The sequence below is a fragment of the Longimicrobiaceae bacterium genome (assembly GCA_035936415.1).
In the GTDB taxonomy this organism is placed as follows: domain Bacteria; phylum Gemmatimonadota; class Gemmatimonadetes; order Longimicrobiales; family Longimicrobiaceae; genus JAFAYN01.
This window is the reverse complement of record DASYWD010000607.1, coordinates 1-15,517: the sequence shown is the minus strand read 5'-3', so window position 1 is coordinate 15,517 and position 15,517 is coordinate 1. Positions and strand designations below refer to the sequence as shown.

The 15,517-nt window shown below is 71.9% G+C and carries 14 protein-coding genes, 1 tRNA gene and 2 riboswitches; of the genes, 6 read left to right on the top strand and 9 right to left on the bottom strand.

Features of this window, described 5'->3' with window-relative positions:
• Positions 1–40 precede the first annotated feature (40 nt).
• On the bottom strand, positions 41–2,263 hold the full coding sequence (locus VGR37_24390; protein ID HEV2150561.1) for an aconitase family protein: 2,223 nt from the start codon (positions 2,261–2,263) through the stop codon (positions 41–43).
• A 171-nt stretch (positions 2,264–2,434) separates the two neighbouring features.
• On the opposite strand from VGR37_24390, the gene VGR37_24385 reads away from it, so the two are divergent.
• Positions 2,435–2,507: transfer RNA gene (locus VGR37_24385), tRNA-Ala, on the top strand.
• A gap of 55 nt (positions 2,508–2,562) precedes the next feature.
• Here VGR37_24385 and VGR37_24380 read toward each other — a convergent pair.
• Positions 2,563–3,183, bottom strand: coding sequence for a LysR family substrate-binding domain-containing protein (locus VGR37_24380; protein HEV2150560.1), 621 nt, complete (start codon positions 3,181–3,183; stop codon positions 2,563–2,565).
• A gap of 38 nt (positions 3,184–3,221) precedes the next feature.
• On the opposite strand from VGR37_24380, the gene VGR37_24375 reads away from it, so the two are divergent.
• The 4 genes from VGR37_24375 to VGR37_24360 all read left to right on the top strand — a co-directional run bounded on the left by VGR37_24375 (position 3,222) and on the right by VGR37_24360 (position 6,379).
• Entirely contained in the window at positions 3,222–3,437 is a 216-nt protein-coding gene (locus VGR37_24375) for a hypothetical protein (protein ID HEV2150559.1), read from the top strand.
• Between the two features lie 169 nt (positions 3,438–3,606).
• On the top strand, positions 3,607–4,122 hold the full coding sequence (locus VGR37_24370) for a cupin domain-containing protein (GenBank protein ID HEV2150558.1): 516 nt from the start codon (positions 3,607–3,609) through the stop codon (positions 4,120–4,122).
• Between the two features lie 119 nt (positions 4,123–4,241).
• Positions 4,242–4,331, top strand: a riboswitch (cyclic di-GMP riboswitch).
• A gap of 74 nt (positions 4,332–4,405) precedes the next feature.
• A riboswitch (cyclic di-GMP riboswitch) is annotated at positions 4,406–4,494 on the top strand.
• A 123-nt stretch (positions 4,495–4,617) separates the two neighbouring features.
• Complete coding sequence (locus VGR37_24365) at positions 4,618–5,616, top strand: rod shape-determining protein (GenBank protein ID HEV2150557.1); 999 nt, start codon at positions 4,618–4,620, stop codon at positions 5,614–5,616.
• A 127-nt stretch (positions 5,617–5,743) separates the two neighbouring features.
• Positions 5,744–6,379 (top strand): ATP-dependent Clp protease proteolytic subunit, encoded by a 636-nt coding sequence (locus tag VGR37_24360; protein ID HEV2150556.1) that lies wholly within the window; start codon positions 5,744–5,746, stop codon positions 6,377–6,379.
• Between the two features lie 97 nt (positions 6,380–6,476).
• Here VGR37_24360 and VGR37_24355 read toward each other — a convergent pair whose 3' ends face one another.
• The 7 genes from VGR37_24355 to VGR37_24325 form a co-directional block, all read right to left on the bottom strand.
• Positions 6,477–7,313 carry a hypothetical protein gene (locus tag VGR37_24355; protein ID HEV2150555.1) on the bottom strand — a complete coding sequence of 279 codons (837 nt, stop codon included), beginning with the start codon at positions 7,311–7,313 and terminating at the stop codon, positions 6,477–6,479.
• Between the two features lie 107 nt (positions 7,314–7,420).
• The gene (locus VGR37_24350; GenBank protein HEV2150554.1) at positions 7,421–7,591 is read right to left on the bottom strand and encodes a hypothetical protein; all 171 of its coding nucleotides are present in this window, start codon (positions 7,589–7,591) and stop codon (positions 7,421–7,423) included.
• Between the two features lie 44 nt (positions 7,592–7,635).
• Complete coding sequence (locus VGR37_24345; GenBank protein ID HEV2150553.1) at positions 7,636–9,201, bottom strand: AbgT family transporter; 1,566 nt, start codon at positions 9,199–9,201, stop codon at positions 7,636–7,638.
• Between the two features lie 296 nt (positions 9,202–9,497).
• Complete coding sequence (locus VGR37_24340) at positions 9,498–11,699, bottom strand: glutamine synthetase III (protein ID HEV2150552.1); 2,202 nt, start codon at positions 11,697–11,699, stop codon at positions 9,498–9,500.
• Between the two features lie 13 nt (positions 11,700–11,712).
• Entirely contained in the window at positions 11,713–12,183 is a 471-nt protein-coding gene (locus VGR37_24335; protein ID HEV2150551.1) for an Lrp/AsnC family transcriptional regulator, read from the bottom strand.
• A gap of 210 nt (positions 12,184–12,393) precedes the next feature.
• Complete coding sequence (locus VGR37_24330) at positions 12,394–13,944, bottom strand: FAD-binding oxidoreductase (GenBank protein HEV2150550.1); 1,551 nt, start codon at positions 13,942–13,944, stop codon at positions 12,394–12,396.
• A 241-nt stretch (positions 13,945–14,185) separates the two neighbouring features.
• The gene (locus tag VGR37_24325) at positions 14,186–14,632 is read right to left on the bottom strand and encodes a transcriptional repressor (GenBank protein ID HEV2150549.1); all 447 of its coding nucleotides are present in this window, start codon (positions 14,630–14,632) and stop codon (positions 14,186–14,188) included.
• A gap of 172 nt (positions 14,633–14,804) precedes the next feature.
• Here VGR37_24325 and VGR37_24320 point away from each other — a divergent pair.
• Positions 14,805–15,517 (top strand): hypothetical protein (locus tag VGR37_24320; protein ID HEV2150548.1); only part of this gene is annotated, 713 nt, incomplete at its 3' end.

Genomic DNA, 15,517 nt, shown 5'->3' with positions numbered 1-15,517 from the left:
GCCCGCGGCCATCCAGGCCGCGGGCCGCCGCGAGGGCACGTCAGACCCCGGCCAGCTCGTCCTGGGGCTCCCAGGCCACGATCCGCCCCTCCATGGCCGAGGCGGCTACGGTGTACGGCGAGGCCAGGTAGAGCTGCCCCGGCCCGGAGCGCCCGGGGAAGTTGCGGTTGATGGCGCTGATGGTGATGTCGGTGGGCTTCCGCGACACCCCCGGGCCGGCGTTGATGCAGGCGCCACACGACGGCTCGATGAAGGTGGCCCCCACCTCCTCGAAGAGGCGGTCGTACCCCTGCTCCTGGCAGTATGCGTACACCTCCTGCGAGCCGCACTGGATGTAGAGCTGCACCTGCTCCGGCTTGCGCACGCCGCGCTCGTGGTACTCCCGGAGGACACGGGCGTACATGTCCATGTCCTCCTTCTTTCCGGCGGTGCAGCTCCCGGCGTAGGCGATGTCGATGCGGACCTCGTCGCCCAGCTCGTCCACGTTCAGCCCGTTCCCCGGGTCGCCCGGGAGCGCGATCATGGGGCGGAGGGTGGAGGCGTCGATCTCGATGGTGGTGACGTACTCCGCCCCCTCGTCCGAGAAGAGCCCCTCGACCAGCCGCTCCGCCTCGGCGCGGTCCATCCCGCGCTGCTCCACCAGGTACTCCACCGTCTTGGCGTCCGGCGCCACGATCCCGGTGAAGGCGCCCACCTCGGCGGCCATGTTGGTCATGGTGGCGCGCTCGTCCACGCTGAGCGCCTCCACCGCCGGGCCCGCGTACTCGATGATCTGCCCGATGGCGTGCCCGTCCTTGATGTACGGGTGGCGCAGGATCTCCAGCATGAAGTCCTTGGCCGACACGTTCTCCGGCTTCTCCCCGTGCACCACCACGCGGAACGACCTGGGGACCTCCACCCGCACGTCCCTGGTGATCCAGGAGTTGACGATGGCGGTGGTCCCCACCCCGAAGGCCACGCACCCGACGGCGCCGGCGTGCGGGGTGTGCGAGTCCGAGCCGATGATGACGTGCCCGGGGAGCGCGTACTCCTCCAGGATCTTGGAGTGGCAGATGGCCTCGGATCCGTGCTTGCCGTGCCCCAGCTCGCCGTAGAGGCGCACCCCCTGCTTCTCCGCGAACTGGCGCTGCTTCACCTCGAGCTGGTTCGCCACGTCGAGCAGGCCGAGCTGCACGCGCTCGGGCGACATGGCGTCCTTAAGGAAGGTGAGGTGGTCGCGGAAGAAGAGGATCGACTCCGGCTCCAGCACCCGCTCGTCCTCGCCCACGTACCGCTCGAAGAAGATGGCGGACATGGGGGTGACGTACTCGTGCGAGAAGCGGATGTCCGTCTGGACGAAGCCGGAGTCGCCCGGCTGCACCCAGGGCACACCCATCTCGCCGCGGGACAGGTCGGTGATCCAGTGCCGGGCGAAGATCTTCTCCGCGATGGTCATGGGCCGCCGCCCGGGTGCGTGCGCGCGGCCCTCCGGCGCGCCCAGCGAGTCGCTGCCGACGTTGGACGTGGACGTGGCCTGCACCTCCGTGACGTTGCCGACGCCCGGGGCGTCCGGCTCCGGAACGTCCTGCTCGCCGCTGCCGCGCAGCTGTCGCAGCTCGAGCGCGTCGGAGGGCGCGGGCGCGTCGCCGGGCATCGTACGGTGGCAGGCCACGGGCGGGGTGCGGACGAGGCCCTGGAGCCGGGCGACGTTGTAGTTGAAGAGCCCGCCGTGCTCGATGATCCCGCGGGTGATCTCGTCCGCCCCGTCCGTGAACTCGGAGAGGGGGATCGTCTCGCCGCGGCGGATCCTCTCGATCAGCTCGAAGTTGGTGCTGGTGAGCACGCCGAGGTTCTGGCAGTTCTCGCGGTAGATGCGCTCGATGTTCTCGGCGATCACCACGCGGATCCCGGCCATCATCTCTGCGTACGGGCTCTGCTCGCGCGAGGAGCCCTTGCCGCGGCGCCTCCCGGAGACGGAGGCCACGAATCCGCCCTTCTTCACGCTCCCCTGCTTGATCGGGAACTCGTCCCCCGCCTTGAGCCCCAGGTAGGGGAACTCGCCCAGCGTCTCGTCGAAGTAGTAGCAGATGTACGCCGGGGTGATCTCGTCGGTGGAGATGTTGTCGCGGAGCTTCGCGCGGACCTCGTCCGTGAGCTCGACGTCCTCCCCCTCCAGCTGCCGGCGGACCAGCTCCGGGTCGTCCACCAGGAAGAGGATCCGCCCTTCGAGGCGCACCTCGGGCGGCAGCTTCTCGATCTTGCGGGTCAGCAGCGACGGGATCATGTGCAGCGGGATACGGGTTCAGGGGCGCGAAGTACGGGCGGCGAATGCGGCCGCGCCGGTTCCATACTGATTATGCCGCCGCGGGTTCCGCCGGGCAACACGCGAGGGCGGGATGCGCCCGCTCCCGGTTGACGGGAAACCCCCGGAAGCGTTACATTTGTGGCCTGTGATGGGGCGTTAGCTCAGCTGGGAGAGCATCCGCTTTGCAAGCGGAAGGTCATCGGTTCGAACCCGATACGCTCCACTGCGAAAACCCGCGGAACGGCACTGCGCCGTCCCGCGGGCTTTTTCGTTTCCTGCTACTCCCCGGCAGGGTCGATGCAGTCCACGAACGCGGCCGCGAGCGCCTCCCCGGGGCCGCTTCGCCGCAGCACGTGGAACTCCAGCGCGGCCTTGAGGTCGCGGACCGGGCGCACGGCCGTGCCGGCGGGAGCGCCCCCGCGGATGGAGTCCAGCACCGCGGCCCACCCCGCTCCCCCCGCCACGAGCTGCACCACGCTGGCGAAGCTCCCGGGTGCGGTCACCACCTTCGGCTCGCGGCCGGCGCGGCGCATGGCGCCGACGATGGCGTCGTACAGCGAGGGAATGGCGGCTCGCTCGGAGAGCACCATCGGGAGCGGGGCCAGGTCCGCGCGGGCGAGGGTCCGCCGGCGCGCGAGCGGGTGCCCGGCCGGGAGCATGGCCGAGCGAAGCGGCTCCTCCGCGATAGTCGTGGCGGTAACTCCTTCCGGGTAGTCGTGCGTGGAGGCGGCCACGCCGAAGCCCACGTCGATGGTCGCGGCCCGCAGCGCCGCCACGTGCTCCACCCACGGGACGGGAACCAGCTCCACCGCGACCGCCGGGTGGGCGCCACGGAAGCGGTCCAGCGCCGCGGCGGCCTGGCGCGTCCGCTCGCCGTAGTCCGGCGGCGCGACCCGCAGCCGCCACCTCGCCCTTCGCCGCTGCGCGGGCCGCCGCCATGGCCCCGTCCGCGGCGGCGAGCGTGCGGCGGGCGTGCTCCAGGAACACCTCCCCCACCTCCGTCAGCCGCACCCCCCGCGGCGTCCGCTCGAAGAGCGGGGCGCCGATCTCCCGCTCCAGCTCCTGCACCTGGCGCGAGAGCGCCGACTGCACGACGAAGAGCCGCGCCGCGGCGCGTCCCATGTTCCCCTCCTCGGCGGAGGCGACGAAGTAGCGGAGCTGTCGCAGGTCTATGTAGACGAGGATAGCGAGCGTTGCCGAAATGGCAAGGGAGCGTACGAAAAAGAGTGTTGGACCCGGGGAGGGCCCGGCCCGTATCCTGGGGTCGCGCGACGGCTCCAGCCGGGGCGCGCACTCACCCGACGCTCACACGGAGAATTCCCATGACACCCTCGGCTCTGCAGCAGGCGCCCGCTACCCCGATCCTCGGGCCGTTCGTCCGCCTCCCCGGCTCGCCCGGGTACATCCCCCAGATCGACGCCAGCGTCCAGGTGCTGGTGCGCGGCTCCGACACGGGGGGCGCCTGGTCGCTGGTCGACTACACCATCCCCGCCCGCTTCGCGGGGCCGCCGCCCCACTGGCACGCGGAGGCGACGGAGGCGTTCTACGGAATCGAGGGAGTGACGACGCTGGAGGTGGACGGCCGCGAGGTGTGCCTCCAGCCCGGCGAGGTGGCGGTGGTCCCGCCGGGCGTGGTGCACCGGTTCCGCAACGACGCGGACCGGCCCGCCCGGCACCTGGTCCTGCTCACCCCCGCGGGCTTCGAGCGCTACTTCGACGAGGTGGCCGCGCTGATCGCGGAGGAGGGCGCCTGGCCCCCTGCCGACCCCGGCAAGGTGGCCGCGCTGATGGCGCGCCACGACCTGCAGCCGGCGGCGACCGCACCGCACCGGCCGTGACCGGCCGCCGGCCCTCGCGGCGGGACGGTTGACGAACCGCTGCGCGGGCCGCTAACGTTGATCCTCGCACAGTGACACGACGGCACATACCGCGGCCGCCCCTCGCGGGGGCGGAAGCGTGCTGCTCAGAGCAAACCCGTCGAAAGGCGGGGACGCAGAGCTACGGAGCTACAGCGGGCCCGGCCCGCCATGCTCGCCTGGCCGCCAGCATCCCGAGCGATCGGAGCTGGCGGCTTTTTGCGTCCCCACCGCCGCTCCACCGCGGGACCGCCGGAGCAGTCGAAGCTGAAAAGGGCGAAGCCGCCGAAAGGCGGTGGCGCAGAGCCACGGGGCTACGGCGGGACCTCCCGCTACGCCAGCCGAGCCGCCAGCGACCTCCCCCCTCCCACGTTCCGGGTGGGGGCGCTGGCGGCTCTCGCCGTTTCGAGACGCAGCATCCGCGCGGCCCGGCGCCCGGGCCGCGCCCGGAGTCCACATCGCACCACCGTAGCAGCCATGGCAGAGATCGCGATCGACCTGGGGACCGCCAACACCCTGATCCACGTCCGCGGGGAGGGGATCGTGGTCAACGAGCCCTCCGTGGTGGCGCTGGAGCGCTCCACGGGGAAGGTGCTGGCCGTAGGGCTGGAGGCCAAGCGGATGCTGGGGCGCACTCCGGAGAACGTGGTGGCCGTGAGCCCCATGCGCGGCGGGGTGATCGCGGACGTGGACCGGGTGGACCTGATGCTCCGGCACTTCCTGCAGCGCGTGCTCCCCCGGCGCCGGCTGGCCATGAAGCCGCGGGTGCTCATCACCATCCCCTCCGGCATCACCGAGATGGAGCGCCGCGCGGTGCGAGAGGGGGTGATCGCGGCCGGGGCGCGGCAGGTGTACATGCTCTCCGAGCCGATCGCGGCGGCGATCGGGGCGGGGCTCCCGGTCACCACGCCCCGCGGGAGCATGGTGGTGAACGTCGGCGGAGGGACCACGGAGATCGGGGTGGTGGCGCTCTCCGGGATCGTGGCGAACACCTCCATCCGCGTGGCGGGGCAGGACCTGGACGAGCTGATCGTCGCCTACATCCGGCGCACGCACAACCTGCTGGTGGGGGAGTCCACGGCGGAGGTCGTGAAGATCCGGATCGGCTCGGCGTACCCCAACGGCTCGGAGCAGGAGATGCCGGTCAAGGGGCGCGACCTGGTGTCCGGGTTCCCGCGCACGGTGCAGGTCAACTCCGCGGAGGTCCGCGAGTGCATCCGCGAGCCGCTCCAGGCGATCACCGCGGCCGTGCGGCAGGCGCTGGAGATCACGCCCCCGGAGCTGGCCTCCGACATCATGGACGAGGGGATCGTCATGACCGGCGGCGGAGTGCAGCTCCGCGGGATGGGCGCGCTCCTCGCCGACGACTCGCACCTCCCCATCCGCTTCGACGACGAGCCGCTGACCACCGTCGTCCGGGGCGCGGGCGCGGTGCTGGACGACTGGAAGGAGTACCGTGACACCCTGATCCACTGACCGGGTGCCGCCCGGCGCGGCCCCCGCGGCCCCTTGCGGATCGGGCGCCGCGGCGGCAAGGTCCATGCAGGTGCGCAACGCGGCCGCGCGCATGCGGGCATGCGGAACCATTCAACCGGACCGGAACATGGACCAGATCAGACGGCTGCAGGACGAGGACGAGGAACCGAACGAGCGGCCCGAGCAGGGCAAGGAACCCGAGATGCCCACCACCCCGCTCTCGGACCCGGTCCGAGAGCGGCTCTTCAAGTCGCGCACGGTGATCATCGCCGGCGAGGTGAGCCAGAAGCTCGCAGCCAGCGTCATGGCGCAGCTTCTGGCGCTCTCCGCCGAGTCGGACGAGCCGATCAACATCTTCATCAACTCGCAGGGCGGTCACGTGGAGTCGGGCGACACCATCCACGACATGATCCGGTTCGTGAAGCCGCGCGTGCGCATCGTGGGGACGGGATGGGTGGCGAGCGCCGGCGCGCTGATCTTCGTCTCGGTTCCGCCCGAGGACCGCTTCTCCCTCCCGCACACCCGCTTCCTCCTGCACCAGCCGGCCGGCGGGGTGGGCGGCACGGCGGCCGACATCGACATCGAGGCGCGCGAGATCGTCAAGATGCGCGAGCGGCTCAACCGCGTCTTCTCGGAGGCGACGGGTCAGCCGATCGAGCGGATCGAGGACGACACCCGCCGCAACTTCTGGCTCTCCGCCACGGAGGCGAAGGAGTACGGCCTGGTCGGCAGCATCATCCGGAGCATGGACGAGCTCCGCTGAGCCGCTTCTCCCATCGGGGGCGCGCGAAGGGCCGGCACCGGGATACCCGGTATCGGCCCTTCGCCGTTCGTTCGCCGGGAGCAGCCCGGCCGCTGCGTCAGCGGAGCAGGTCCTCCAGGAGGAGGTAGAGCCCGGCCAGCACGGCGGCCCCGACCAGCGCCATCCGGAGCATCCCCGCCAGCCGGGCCCGGGGCGAGGCCGGGTCCCACTGGAGGTGCGCGTTGAGCTCCTCGAAGCGCGCCGCCACCTCGTGGTTGCGGAAGCGGAAGCGGTGGCGCTCCGGGTCGAAGGGCCGGCTGCGGTCGTCGCTGAAGTCCAGCGCCGCGGCCACGGAGGTGGGCTCCGCGGGGACGAAGAGCCGGCTCCCGAGCGGGCCGCGGTGGATCTGCACCGGGTACTCCCGCCCCGCGCCGGCCGGCTCCAGGATCAGCATGCGCCCGCGGCTGTGGATCGTCGCGGCGAAGGCCAGGGCCATCAGCCCGAAGAAGCCGCACACGGCCCCCCAGATCCCCACCTCCAGGGGATCTCCGCCCCGCGCCGCCGCCTCCAGCAGCTCCGGCCCCAGCATCGCGAGGAGCCAGAGGCACACCCCCAGCGGGACCACGAACGGCAGGGACTGCACCGCCCAGCTCCGCAGCAGCCGGCGCCGCACTTCCGGCGGAACGGGGCGCAGCTCGCGCCCGTGTGCGCGGACGCACTCCCGGCAGAAGGGCGCGTCCAGGGATGCGGCGACGTAGCTGCCCCCGTCATCGGACCCCGTCCGCCAGAAGAGGCGGGTGAGACGCAGGGTGCGGTCGGCGGCGGCCCCGCACCGAACGCACAGGGCGGGGAAGCGGGCGCGCGACAGCGGCCCCACGACCTCGACCGCGACGAAGCCCTCGTCGGAATCGTCCGGCGGGCGGAGCTCCGCGGCCGGTGGCTCGGGAAGGCGCATGCGGGGATCTCCTCCGGGCCCCGGCGGGTTGCCGGGGCTTCCCCCAACTAGGGGCGCGGACGTTCGTTCCGCAAGCCTTTCGAGCGCGGGCGCCCGCGCTCGAAAGGCTAGAACGTTCCCGGCCTGTCTTCGGCAGGCATGAGGTTCTCCGCGTCCGGCTCCGGCTCGTGCTCCACCCCCGGGACGGGATGCTCCGCCGTCTCCGGAGGCGGCGCATCGGGGGCGCCGCGGTCGCGGTCGCCCCGCTCCTCGGTTTCGGGCCGTGGGTCTCGCTGCATGTGGCTTGCTCCGCGTTGTGGGTGTGACGGCCGCCGCCGGGACGCTACCCGGGGTAGGTGTACGGGGCCTGGAGCCCCAGAGGCACGCCCAGGAGCCAGTAGCCGATCAGGAACACCGTCCAGGTGACCAGGAATCCGATCGAGTACGGCAGCATGAGCGAGACCAGCGTCCCGATCCCCGTTCCCTTCACGTACCGCTGGGCGTAGACCACCACCAGCGGGAAGTACGGCATCAGCGGCGTGATGATGTTGGTGGTGGAGTCGCCCACCCGGTAGGCCGCCTGCGTCAGCTCCGGCGAAAGCCCGAGCTGCATCAGCATGGGGACGAAGATGGGCGCGAGCAGCGCCCACTTGGCCGACGCCGAGCCGATCAGCAGGTTCACGAAGCCGGTGAGGAGGATGATCCCGATGATCGTCACCTGCCCGGGGAGCGCCATGGCCTGGAGCGCCCCCGCCCCTTTAAGGGCAAGGAGCGCGCCGATGTTGGAGCGGCCGAAGGCGGCGATGAACAGCGCGGCGAAGAAGGCGAGGACGATGTAATACCCCATGGTGCTCATCGCCTTGCTCATCCCCTTGATCACGTCGCGGTGGCTCTCCACCGTCCCCGCCACGTAGCCGTAGACCACGCCCGGCACCAGGAAGAGCAGGAAGATGAGCGGGACGATGGCCTGCATCAGCGGCGCCGTGGAGGCGGTCAGCGCGCCCTCCGGCGAGCGGAGCGCCGAGCCCTCCGGGAGCGACGCGAAGACCAGGACGGCGATCCCCAGGGCGAGGGCAACCAGGCTGGCCCTGAGCCCCCGCCGCTCCCGCGGCCCCAGCTCCTCGATCCGCGGGATCTCGTCCACGTTGCCGTCGATCTCCACCCGGGCGAGCCGCGGCTCGATCACCCGGTCGGTCAGGTACCAGCCCACGGCGACGATCAGGATGCTGGAGACGCCGGTGAAGAACCAGTTCGCCAGCGGGTTCACCAGGCGCTCCGGCGCGATGATCTGCGCCGCTTCCTGGGTGAGCCCGGCGAGGAGCGGGTCCAGGCTGGAGGGGACGAAGTTGGCGCTGAACCCGCCGGACACCCCGGCGAACGCCGCCGCGATCCCGGCGAGGGGGTGGCGCCCCGCCGCGTAGAAGATCACCCCGCCCAGCGGGATGACCAGGACGTAGCCCGCGTCCGCAGCGGTGTGGCTCACGATGGCGACCAGGATCAGCATCGGCGTGAGCAGCCTCACCGAGGTGAGGTTGAGCAGGCTCTTGAGCGCCGCGTTGATGAACCCGGTGTGCTCCGCGACGCCTACCCCGAGCAGCGCCACCAGCACCACGCCCAGCGGGTGGAAGCTGGTGAACGTGGTGACCATGTTGCCGAGGAACTCGGCGACGGCGGTCCCGGTGAGCAGGTTGTTCACCACCAGGGGCTCGCCGGTGCGCGGGTCGATCTCCGTGAAGCGCAGGGGGGAGAGCAGCGCGGAGAAGCCCCAGACCACCAGGAGCAGGAGGAGGAAGAGCGCCGCCGGGTCGGGGAGGGCGTTCCCCGCGCGCTCGATGGCGTTCAGGGCGCGGTCCAGCCACCGGGGCGACTCGGTCGGACGGGTGTCCGTCTGCGGCTCGGGCGTGGTCATGGGGGTCCGGTGCTGTCGGGTGGGGCCCCGGGGGACGCGCTGCGCTCGCCCGTCCGGGGGGTGGGACGCCGGGAAGATGGGTGCGGGGGCCCGATTCCGCCAGGGATGGGCCGCGCGGGCACCCGGTGCATGCACCGGGGCGTCCCGGCGATCGGAACGCCGGGAACGGATAGCGCGCCGGGCAGAAGCCGTCAAGCGCGGCGGGATCGCCCGACGGCGGATGCGTGGATCTCAAGACACGCAGGGGCGGCCCCTTTCGGGACCGCCCCTCGTTCAGCCGAGCCGACCGCCGGCCGCTACTTCACGAACAGCATGTCCCGGTAGGTGGGGAGCGGCCAGTAGTCGTCCGGGACCACCTTCTCCAGGCGGTCGGCGGCGCTGCGCACCGCGGCCATGGCCGGGACGACGTGGTCGCGCATGTGGTACGACTTGGAGTGCACGTCGTCGCCACCCAGTTCCTCGTTCTGCTCCACCAGCCGGTCCAGCGCCTCGCTGAGCTCGTCCACCAGGGCGTTCACCTTCTCCACGGTGCGCCGGAGCCCCGCGGCCTCCAGACCCAGCCCCCGCGAGCGGTCTGTGGCGGCGAGCAGGTCGTTCAGGTAGCGCACCGCGGCCGGGAGGATCATGGTCCCGGCGACGTCCGCCGTCATCTCCCCCTCGATGTTGATGGTCTTGAAGTACTGGTCCAGCGCCACCTCGTGGCGCGAGTCCAACTCGCGCGCCGAGAGCACCCCGTACTTCGAGAACAGCTCCCGGTTCTTGTCCGTGGCCAGGTGCTCCAGCGCGTCCACCGTGCTGCGCAGGTTCAGCAGGCCGCGGCGCTCCGCTTCGTGGGGCCACTCCTCGCTGTAGCCGTCGCCGTTGAAGACGATGCGCCGCACCCGCCGGATCTCGGTGGCAAGGAGCCGCCGGAGCGCGTCCTCGAAGCCGGCGCCGCCCTGCAGCTCCGCCTCCAGCGCGGTGCACATCTCGTCCAGCGACTCCGCCATGATGGTGTTGAGCACCGTGGCCGGGAAGGAGATGGACTGCGACGCACCCGGCGCGCGGAACTCGAACTTGTTCCCGGTGAAGGCGAACGGGGAGGTGCGGTTCCGGTCGCCCGCGGCCTGTGCGAGGGAGGGGAGCACCGGCGTCCCCAGCCCCAGGAGCCCCCCCTGCTTGCTGGATCTGGCGCTCCCACTCTCCATCAGCTGCTCCAGCACGTCGGTGAGCTGGTCGCCCAAGAAGACGGAGATGATCGCCGGCGGCGCCTCGTTTGCGCCCAGGCGGTGGTCGTTCCCCGCGTGGGCCACCGAGGCGCGCACCAGGTCCTGGTGCTTGTCCACCGCGCGCAGCACCGCCACGCAGAAGAAGAGGAACTGCATGTTGTCGTGCGGGTTGTCGCCCGGCTCCAGCAGGTTGGCGGCGTCCGTCCCCAGCGACCAGTTGAGATGCTTGCCGCTCCCGTTCACACCCGCGAACGGCTTCTCGTGGAGGAGGCACGCCATCCCGTACTTCCGCGCGACGCCGCGCAGCGTCAGCATCATCAGCTGCTGGTGGTCCGCCGCCAGGTTGGCGTTCTCGTAGATGGGCGCCATCTCGAACTGCCCCGGAGCCACCTCGTTGTGCCGCGTCTTCACGGGCACGCCCAGCTTGTAGAGCGCCCGCTCCACCTCCATCATGAACGCCAGCACCCGGTCGGGGATGGAGCCGAAGTAGTGGTCCTCCAGCTCCTGCCCGCGCGGCGGCTTGGCGCCGAAGAGCGTCCGCCCGGAGGTCACCAGGTCGGGCCGGCGGTAGTAGAACTCCTGGTCGATCAGGAAGAACTCCTGCTCCGGCCCCACCGTCGCGCTGACCCGCTGGACCTCCACCCCGAACAGCTTGAGCGCGCGGCGCGCCTGCTGGTCGAGCGCGCTCACCGAGCGCAGGAGGGGGATCTTGGTGTCCAGCGCGTCCCCGGTCCACGAGGCGAAGGCCGTGGGGATGGAGAGGTAGCACCCCGCCGGCGTCTCCACGATGAAGGCCGGGGAGGTGGGGTCCCAGGCCGTGTAGCCGCGCGCCTCGAAGGTGGCGCGCAGCCCGCCGGAGGGGAACGAGGAGGCGTCCGGCTCGCCCTGGATCAGCTCCCGGCCGTTGAACTCGGCGACCGCACCGCCGCCCACGTTGGGGGTGATGAAGGAGTCGTGCTTCTCCGCGGTGAGGCCGGTGAGCGGCTGGAACCAGTGCGTGAAGTGCGAGGCGCCGCGCTCCAGCGCCCACTCCTTCATGGCGATCGCCACCGCGTCGGCGTACGCCGGGTCCAGCGGGAGCCCCTGCTCCACGGTGGAGATGAGCGCCCGGTACACCTGCTTGGGCAGCCGCGAGCGCATCTCGGCCATGCCGAAGATGTTGGCGCCGAAGATCGATTCGATGTCCGTCAGTTCCGCCCTGCGGCGGTCGACGCTGGGGCCGTTCCGGGCCGTGGGGGTCCACCCGGTGGCCGCGGCCAGGGTGTCGAAGCGGGGCGAAGGCTTGGGCATGGGCGGTGGTCCCTCAGGTGCGGGGTGGCGAGTCCAGCTCCAGGCGGCTGGTCTCCTTGATGGTCGAGAGCACGATGCTGGTCTGCGTCCACTGGACTCCTTCCCAGGCCTGGATCTCGGCCAGGAGGCGCTCCAGCGAGGAGGTGTTCTCGGTGCGGACCTTGAGCAGGTGCGAGCCCTGCCCCGTAACCGAGTGGCACTCCAGGATCTCCGGGTGCACGGCGACCCGCCCCAGGAAGTCGGGGTAGTGCTGCGAGCCGCTGATCCCCACGGCCAGGAAGGCGGTGACGTCGCGCCCCAGCTTCTTGGGGTCCAGCGCGACGGTGAAGTGGCGGATGATCCCGGCCTCCTCCAGCTTGCGGAGCCGGTCGCCCACGGCGGGCCCGGAGAGCCCGACCGCGTGCGCCAGCTCCTGCTGCGAGGCGCGCCCGTTCTCCTGGAGCAGCGTGAGGAGGTGGAGGTCGATTCCGTCGATCCGAGCCAAGGGTTGTCTCCCCTCTTTAATTCCCAAGGTGAGAATCGAAAAACGCTTTCGAATGGAAAGAAAGTACTCTCCTCCCCCTGCTAGCGCAAGGGGGCCGCTCCCCGTCCCGGGAGCGGCCCCCTCGTTCGCCTGCAACCTCTTGGCCAGCAACCAGTTCGATTCCTCGGAGCGAGACCGTCTCGTGGTAACCTTCCCGTAACGCTCTCCGCGTCAGCCCGGGGCGGGGTACACGCCGATGGCGTCCAGCGGGCGCTGGCCGGGGAGGGGGAGGATCACCCCCGGGTTGAGGATCCCGGCCGGGTCGAACGCCTCCTTCACGCGGCGGAAGAGCGCCACCATCTCGGGGCCCCAGACGGTCTCCAGCACCGGGGCGCGGAGGCGCCCGTCGCCATGCTCTCCGGCCATGGTGCCGCCCAGCGATGCGACCGCTTCCGCGATCTCGTAGACGATCCCCTCCACCTGCCGCTGCCACCCCGGCGCGGCGACGTCCACCAGCGGGTTGACGTGCAGGTTGCCGTCGCCCGCGTGGCCGAAGATCACCGCGGGGAGGGCGTGCCGCTCCAGCGTGCCGCGGAGGGCGCGCACGTAGTCGGGGAGCCGCTCCACGGGGACGACGCCGTCCTCGATGAACTGCATGGAGACCCGCCCGCCCGCCCGCTCGGCGATCAGCGGCGAGGCGGCGTGCCGCAGCTGCCAGAGCCGCTCCTGCTCGGCCGGGTCGCTGGCCGCCACCACCCGGTCGGCGGTGCCCTCCAGCGCGGCGCGGAGCCCCGCCAGAGCCTCCTCCACCTCCGCCTCCGACCCGCGCTCCACCTCCACCAGGAGGACGGCCTCCAGCCCGGGACGGAGCGCATAACCGGGGTCCGCGCCGCCGCTGCGCACCAGGTCCAGGAAGGTGCGGTCAAGCATCTCGCAGGTGGCGGGGTCGTGGCGCAGCACCTCCCGCACCGCCTCGCCCGCGCGCTCCAGCGAGGTGAGCTCCAGCAGCGCGAGCGCCCGCGCCACGGGGAGCGGCGCCAGCCGCACCGTCGCGCCCACGAACAGCGCCAGGGTCCCCTCGCTCCCCACCAGCAGGTCCACGGCGTCGCCGCTCTCCAGGAACTCGCGGAGCGCGTACCCGGAGGAGTTCTTCCGCACGCGCGGCCAGCGCGCCTCGATGCGGGCGCGGTGGGGGCGGAGCTCCCGCCGGACCCGGTCCAGGATCCGGCGCAGCCGCGGCTCCTCGGGCTCCCGCCCGCGGGTCGCCTCGGCCGGGGTGCCGTCCGCCAGGACCACCCGCACCGACTCCACCCAGGGCCGCACCGCCCCGTACTTCACCGAGTGCGACCCCGCGGAGTTGTTGGCGATCATCCCGCCCAGCGTGGCGTGCGCGCCGCTGGAGGGGTCCACCGGGAATTGGAGCGCGTGCGGCGCGCAGGCGGCGTTCAGCTCGGCCAGGGTGACGCCCGGGAGGATCCGCGCGACGCGGCCCTCCGCGTCCACCTCCTCCACCGCGCGGAAGCCCGCCACCAGGTCCACCGCCACCCCCCGCCCGACGTTCCCGCCGGGCATCCCCGTCCCCGCGCCGCGGGCCACCAGCGGCGTCCGCGTCTCCGCGGCCCACCGCACCAGCGCCGCCACGTCCGCCGCGTCCTCGGGCACCGCGACGGCGTCCGGGGTCGTGCGCAGGATCCCCGACGCCGCCCCGAAGGGCGCGCGCGCCGCGTCGTCTCGGAGAAAGGCCCCGCGGAACCCCCGCGGATCGGTGCCGCCTGTCTTCATCGTACCTCTCACGTCTCGGGTGCCACCTGCCGAGCGGGCCCGTACAATCTCTCAGCGCCGCCCCGGAGCATCAACGCTTGACACCCCGGCCGCGGCCGTTCCATGATGTGGCTGCGGGAGATGGAGACGTGGGACAGTGCGGGAATGCGAAGTGCGGAACGGCAGCGAGGTGGGGAACGGAGACGAAAGCGCCCCCCGGCACGATGCCGGGGGGCGCCCAGGAAGCAGGACTCTGAACCGTCTACGCCGACGCGCAGTCCCGGCAGTAGCCGACCACCTCCACCCGGTATCCCTGCGGCTCGAACCCGTCGCCCACCTCGATGGTCGGGAGCTCGGGGACCCGCTGGTCCGCGATGTCGCGGACGATGCCGCAGCCCAGGCAGCGCGAGTGGCAGTGGTCGTCGGTGCGCGCGTCGTAGCGGGCCGAGCCGTCGCCGTAGGTGAGCTTGATGGCGAGCTCGCAGCTCACCAGCGTCTCCAGCGCCTTGTAGACTGTGGCGAGGGAGATGTCGGTGATCTGGGTGCGCACGGCGGTGAACACCTCGTCCGCGGTGGGGTGCTCCAGGCTCTGGCAGAGGAAGCGGTACACGGCGGCGCGCTGGTCGGTGTAGCGCTGCCCGCTGGCTTCCAGCGCCCCTCGCAGGACGGCGTCCGCGTCCGACGGTACGTTTCGTGAAACGGTGGACATTGCGGCCTCTTCGGCGGTTCGTCCGGACGGTCCCGTGGGTCCGGTCGTTTCCTGATCAGGAAAGTACGGAACGCGCCACATGCTGTCAACCTTCCGCGCGCATGCTGGCGGATTCCGCGTGCCGGCCGGGAGTTACACGATTTCAGGATCTCTCTCGATGCAGAGCTCGTCGATGAAAGCAATGCTTCTGCGGGGGCCGCGGCGTGCGGCGCTCCTCCTGCTGGCGCTCGCCGCCTGCGAAGACGCCGAAGGGGTGAGCGTGCAGGCGCTCCCCTCGCTGGAGCGGCCCAGCCCGGAGAAGCGCGCCGGCCTCCCCGAGGTGGCGGGGACCTGGCGCTTCGCCGGGTGGGAGCTTCCGGTCCGCGACACGGCCACGGCGGGTGAGGGGATGCTCCCCCCGGGCGCGCTGGCCGTCCAGACGCAGCGGCTGGACTCCATCGCCGGGGACTACCTCCGCGACGGGCAGCGCTTCCCGTTGGTGGGGGAGGTGCGGCGCGACGGGATCCTGTCGGTGGTGGCCTTCGGGCCGGACGGGTCGGGGAGCTACATCGCGGGGCGGGTGGTGGACGACACGCTCTGGGTGGAGCTGACCTCCCTCAGCGCGGCGGAGACCTGGTCGACCGGGGCCCGGGCGGCCCTGGTGAGGACGCCGGTGGCGCGGCCCTTCGTCCGCTACGAGGGCGGGTTCGTCCCCATCAACGTGGACTCGATCCGCGCCGACTCCGTCCGCCGGGACTCCCTGCGGCTCGCTGACTCGCTGCGGCTGGCCGATTCCGCGCGCTTCGTCCCCGTCCCGCCCGCACCGGTGCCGGGGCAGACGCAGGCGCCTGCCGTGCAGCCCCGGACGCAGGTGCCGCCCGCGCAGACGCCCACGGCCCAGCCGCC